The organism is Corallococcus llansteffanensis, from assembly GCF_003612055.1.
GTDB classification, from domain to species: Bacteria; Myxococcota; Myxococcia; order Myxococcales; family Myxococcaceae; genus Corallococcus; species Corallococcus llansteffanensis.
The window spans coordinates 1-1487 of record NZ_RAWB01001015.1; the positions used below are offsets into that span (position 1 = coordinate 1).

The 1487-nt window shown below is 73.8% G+C and carries 2 protein-coding genes; both read right to left on the bottom strand.

All coding sequences use genetic code 11. From position 1 onward, the window contains the following. The coding region (locus tag D7V93_RS42955; RefSeq protein ID WP_208723350.1) for a hypothetical protein at positions 1 to 555 on the bottom strand (555 nt) is incomplete at its 3' end. Between the two features lie 72 nt (positions 556 to 627). After that, the coding region (locus D7V93_RS42960) for an SDR family oxidoreductase (protein ID WP_120648665.1) at positions 628 to 1487 on the bottom strand (860 nt) is incomplete at its 5' end.

Here is a 1487-nt window from a genome sequence, read left to right on the forward strand (position 1 = left end):
GTCCAGCTCCGCGCCCCGGCCCGCGCGGATGATCTCCGGCAGGCCATAGCCTTCCTCACGAGAGGCGCCGCGCGCGGACTCGGCGCCGCTGCGACTGCTCCGCCCTTCACCGCCACGGCCGCCGCGCGCGGACTCGGCGCTTCCCCGCCCTTCGCCGCCTCGGCCGCCACGCACGGACTCGTCGCCAGGCCGCCCTTCCCCACCGCGAGCCCGGGGCGTGGGGGCGAGCGGCTCCGACACGCGGGTCTCCGGGACCAGGTCCTCGTCGGGCACGGGGGGCGCGCTCATGCGGGTCTCGTACCCGGCGAGCTCGGACGCGCGCAGATCCGCGCCCGTGGTGGGCGCGACGCGGGTCTGGTTGCCCCAGGACTTCCGACCCGTGGTGGGCGACATGGGCCGGGTCTCCTCGGGCGCCTCCATCGCCTCGTCCGGAGGCACGGGCACCCGGGTCTGTTCGGTCCGGAGCTCCTCCGTCTCGTCCAGGTCGTCGAGCGGCGCGACGCGGGTCTCGTCGACGCGCTCCGGCCCGCCGTTCCTGCTCTGCCCCTTCGCCATGTGAGCGACCTCTCGGGGCGGACCATATCGCTTTGCCCGGGCCACGGGGATGGCCCGGGGTGCGCCGGGCCTTCAGTAGACGGGCCAGTCCGGGGCGACCGTCTCGATGGCGCCCCCGAGCCACGACCCATAGGCGGCGTCATCCGCGACGGGGTACGGCTTCCCGTAGGCCTTCTCGAAGTGCTCGGCCCAGTGCGGCTGGGAGCCATCCACGTCGGTGAAGCCGAACTCGCGCGCCAGCGTCCAGGACGCGAAGACGCGCCCGGCCCGCGCCTTCACGCCGGGCTCCGCCGCGAGCGCCGCCACCGCGCGGCCCACGTAGGCGGGCGTCTCCGACGCGATGAAGTCCGGGGTCTTCTTCGCCGCGTCACGCCAGTTCGCCTCCGTCACCCCGAAGTGGGCCAACATCTCCTCCGAGCGCAGGAAGCCCGGCGTCACGGCGAGCGCGGTGACGTTCGTGCGGCGCAGGTCGCGCGACATCGCGAAGGCCAGCCGGAGGACGGCCATCTTCGTCACGTCGTAGGCGACGCTACCCCGGTAGCCGAAGGAGTCCCCGTCCGTCACCTCCACGATGAGCCCCCGGTCCCGCTCCACCATCAGCGGCACCGCGTAGCGGCTGGTGACGACGTGGGTGAAGACGGCGCGCTCGAACATCAGCCGGGCCTTCTGGGGCGACTGCTTCCAGAACGGAGTGCCCAGCTCCAGCAGCGACTCCCCGCCCCAGATGTCGTTGACGAGCAGGTCCAACCGTCCCGCCTCCGCGCGGATGCGCTCGCACAGCGCCTCCACCTCCGCCTCCACCGTGTGGTCCACCCGCACGGCGATGCCCTTCCCACCCCGCGAGGTGACGAGCTCCGCCGTCTCTTCAATCGTCTCCGGCCGCGAGTCCCCGCTCGCCAGCCGCCCGCGCACGCTGCGGCCGGTGCAGTACC